The 3848-nt window shown below is 66.4% G+C and carries 3 protein-coding genes; 1 reads left to right on the top strand and 2 read right to left on the bottom strand.

The window, feature by feature from the left end:
- Positions 1-177 precede the first annotated feature (177 nt).
- The gene (locus tag AX690_RS07245) at positions 178-618 is read right to left on the bottom strand and encodes a DUF6491 family protein (protein ID WP_066683824.1); all 441 of its coding nucleotides are present in this window, start codon (positions 616-618) and stop codon (positions 178-180) included.
- A gap of 146 nt (positions 619-764) precedes the next feature.
- Entirely contained in the window at positions 765-2018 is a 1254-nt protein-coding gene (locus AX690_RS07240; protein ID WP_066683822.1) for a dicarboxylate/amino acid:cation symporter, read from the bottom strand.
- 310 nt (positions 2019-2328) lie between these two features.
- Here AX690_RS07240 and AX690_RS07235 point away from each other — a divergent pair, with 310 nt between their 5' ends.
- Positions 2329-3783: an AMP nucleosidase gene (locus AX690_RS07235; RefSeq protein WP_066683821.1), complete on the top strand. Its 1455-nt coding sequence runs from the start codon at positions 2329-2331 to the stop codon at positions 3781-3783.
- The last annotated feature ends 65 nt before the right edge of the window (positions 3784-3848 follow it).

Raw genomic sequence — 3848 nt, 5'->3', positions numbered from 1 at the left:
CCCCTCTTCCCACCGGGAGAGGGCGGGGCCCGCCGCGCAGCGGTGGGAGGGTGAGGGTTTTAGGCGCTGGACGACGTCCCGCGCCGGCCCTCGACCTTCAAAGCCTCACCGGCGTATCGCCTCACCCTCCCATGCTTCGCATGGGCCCCGCCCTCTCCGTCCGGAGAGGGTGTTTTTTTACGGCTTATACTTCTTGGGGATCGCCGCGATCTGTTCCGGGGTCAGCTTGGTGATGGTCTTGGCCCGGATCGGGATGGCCATGCCAAAGCCGTCCGACACCCGCAGGTCCAGGTCCAGCGGGCTGCAGACACTGTCGACGCCCCGGACGATCGAGACCAGGTGCGTGCCCGGCCAGGTCAGCTGGCTGGAGCCATAGGCCAGATCGACCTTGTAGACGTCCTTGCCCCGCACCTTCAGGTACAGGGTGTCCTTGTCCGGCGCGGTCCAGCCGCGCCAGTCGGACAGGTAGAAGCATTGCCGGGGCGCCTTGGCGGGCTTGGCGGTCTTCTCGGCCGGGGCCGGCGCGTCCTGGGCGGCCGCCGCGTTGCTCAGCGCCAGCGGGGCGGAGATGGCGAGCCCGACCAGGGCCGCGCGCGCGATGTGAGCGATCTTGCTCATTGACGTCGTCCTTCTAGTCCCTCCCGCTTGAGATTGGACCTCGGGCGGGTGGTGTCAAGTTTTTACTGTACAGTATCAACTGGACACGAAAACGGCCCGCGCCAGGCTTGGCGCGGGCCGTTCGAGACGGGTGTCAAAAGAGCGACTTAGATCGTCGCCCCTTCGGCGTTCGGGTCGATCTCGTCCAGCTCGCCTTCCCACTTGGCGACCACGGCGGCCGCGACGCTGTTGCCGACGACGTTGGTGGCGCTGCGGCCCATGTCCAGCAGGTGGTCGACGCCCAGGACGAGCGCGATCCAGGCCTCTGGCAGGCCGAAGTAGGTGAGGGTGGCCATGATCACCACCAGCGAGGCGCGCGGCACGCCGGCGATGCCCTTGGAGGTGACCATCAGCAGCAGAAGCATGAAGATCTGCTGCTGGATCGACAGCTCCACCCCGTGCGCCTGGATGATGAACATCGTGGCGAAGGTGCAGTACAGCATCGAGCCGTCGAGGTTGAACGAATAGCCCAGCGGCAACACGAACGAGACGATGCGGCGGCGCACGCCCACCTTGGGCAGGCTGTCGAGGATGCGCGGATAGGCCGCTTCCGAGCTGGCGGTCGAGAAGGCCAGCAGGGTCGGGTCGCGGATGACGCCGAACAGCGGGATCACGCGCTTGCCCAGCACCGCCAGGCCGGCCAGGAACAGCAAGCCCCACAGCACGCCCATGGTGGCGTAGAAGCCCAGGACGAACTTGCCGTAGGTGGCCAGCATCGACAGGCCCTGGGTGGCGATGGTCGAGGCCAGGGCCGCGAAGATGGCCAGCGGGGCCAGCTTCATGACGAAGCCGGTGACCTTCAGCATGATCTGGGCGGCCTGCTCGACCAGCTCCAGCACCTGCGGGGCCTTGTCGTCCAGCGCCGCGACGGCGGTGCCGACGAACAGCGAGAAGACGACGATCTGCAGGATCTCGTTCTTGGCCATGGCGTCGAAGATCGAGGTCGGCACCAGGTGGGTGATGAAGCCCTTCAGGGTGAAGGCGTCGGTCGTGGCCGTGGTCTTCGTCGCGACGTCGACGTGCGCCATGTTCAGGCCCGCGCCCGGATCCAGCAGGTGGACCATCAGAAGTCCCAGCAGCAGCGACACGGCCGAGGCGCCGATGAACCAGGTCATGGTCTTGGCGCCGATCCGGCCCACCGCGGCGGCGTCCTCCATGTGGGCGACGCCGGCGACCAGGGTCGTGAAGACCAGCGGCGCGATGATCATCTTGATCAGGCGCAGGAAGATGTCGGTGATGATCGACAGGTTCGCGGCCGCCGACTTGGCGGCGGCCGGATCGAGGAACTGATTGCATCCCCAGCCGACCGCGACGCCTAGCACCATGGCCGCGATGATCAATAAGGCGAAGCGTTTGTTCATTCAGTCCCCCTGGCGCCTCTATCGAGCGTCGACGGCATTCTGGTTGGTGAAAGGAACGACGCGCGAGAGCGCCCGCGCCGCCATCGCTCCTTTCCTTGAGCATTTCCGCCCTTGTGGCCGACCAGCGCGGGTTCGTCCATGCCCTAGCGGCGCCGGAGGCCGGGGAGTTTCGCGCCAAGCCGGTTAAACGGGCTCAGACTGTAGAGACGGAAGGCCCCGAGGCTTCCTCATCGCGCGCTAAGTAATAAATCATTCCCATTTGGCGGGGCGGGTGTCTCGCCAATGTCGCGGAACGTCGCTATAAGGCGTCATGTCAAACCAAGAAAAAGCAATCGCCGTCGTCGAACGGCTCAATGACGAATACGAACGCGCCGTCGACGCTCTCCGGACCGCCCTGCGCGCCTATCTCGAAAATGGAACGCGTCCCGACCCGCAAGCGCGGTTCGACGGGACCTTCGCCTATCCCGAGCTGCGGCTGACCTACGATCCCGAGGCGCTGCCGCCCAAGCTGGCCCGCTCCTACGCCCGCGTCAGCCGTCCCGGCGTCTATTCCACGACCGTGACCAAGCCGGCCCAGTTCAAGGACTATCTGGTCGAGCAGCTGACGCTGCTGATGGACGACTTCGATGTCGAGATCGAGGTCGACCGCTCGCGTCAGGAGATTCCCTATCCCTATGTGCTGGACGCCACGATCGACCTGAATCAGGCCGATGTGCGCAGCGAGGATATCGCCCGCTTCTTCCCGACCACGGACCTGGCCTTCATCGGCGACGAGATCGCCGACGGCGTCTGGAGCCCGGCGCTGGAGGAGACCCGGCCGCTGTCGCTGTTCGACGGCCTGCGCACCGACTTCTCGCTGGCGCGCCTCAAGCACTACACCGGCGCTCCGGCCGAGGACGTGCAGCAGTTCATCCTGTTCACGAACTACCACCGCTATGTCGACGAGTTCGTCCGCTGGGGCATCGCCCAACTGAAGGCGCCCGACAGCCCCTACACGGCCCTGTCGTGCTCGGGCGGGGTGACGATCACCGCCAATACGGTCAATCCCGAAATGGCGGTGGCGGAGTCGGCCTGGCGCAAGCACCAGATGCCGGCCTACCACCTGATGGCGCCCGGCGGCTCGGGCGTGACCCTGGTCAACATCGGCGTTGGTCCGTCCAACGCCAAGACCATCTGCGACCACCTCGCTGTTCTTCGTCCTCAAGCCTGGCTGATGATCGGCCACTGCGGCGGCCTGCGCGACACCCAGACCATCGGCGACTACGTCCTGGCCCACGCCTATCTGCGCGACGACCACGTGCTGGACGCGGTGCTGCCGCCGGAAATCCCGGTCCCGTCGATCGCCGAGGTGCAGCGCGCCCTCTACGACGCGGCCAAGGCGATCAGCGGCGACAGCGGCGACCAGCTGAAGAAGCGCCTGCGCACCGGCACCGTCGTGACCACCGACGACCGCAACTGGGAACTGCGCCACAGCCTCTCGGCCCTGCGCTTCAACCAGAGCCGCGCGGTGGCGATCGACATGGAGTCGGCGACGATCTCGGCCCAGGGCTACCGCTTCCGGGTTCCGTACGGGACGCTGCTGTGCGTGTCGGACAAGCCGCTGCACGGCGAGATCAAGCTGCCCGGCCAGGCCAACGCCTTCTACGAGCGGGCGATCAGCCAGCACCTGCAGATCGGCATCATGGCCTGCAAGCTCTTGCTCGCCGAAGGCCCGAACCTGCATTCGCGCAAGCTGCGCGCGTTCGACGAGCCGCCGTTTAGGTGAGGTGAGCGATAGATGCTCCCCCGCGATGCGGGGGAGCTGTCGCGGAGCGACTGAGGGGGCAAGCG

Origin of the sequence: Caulobacter sp. CCH9-E1, assembly GCF_001556515.1 — a bacterium.
In the GTDB taxonomy this organism is placed as follows: Bacteria; Pseudomonadota; Alphaproteobacteria; order Caulobacterales; family Caulobacteraceae; genus Caulobacter.
The sequence above is the reverse complement of the archived record's forward strand: the minus strand, read 5'-3'. Positions and strand labels throughout refer to the sequence as shown.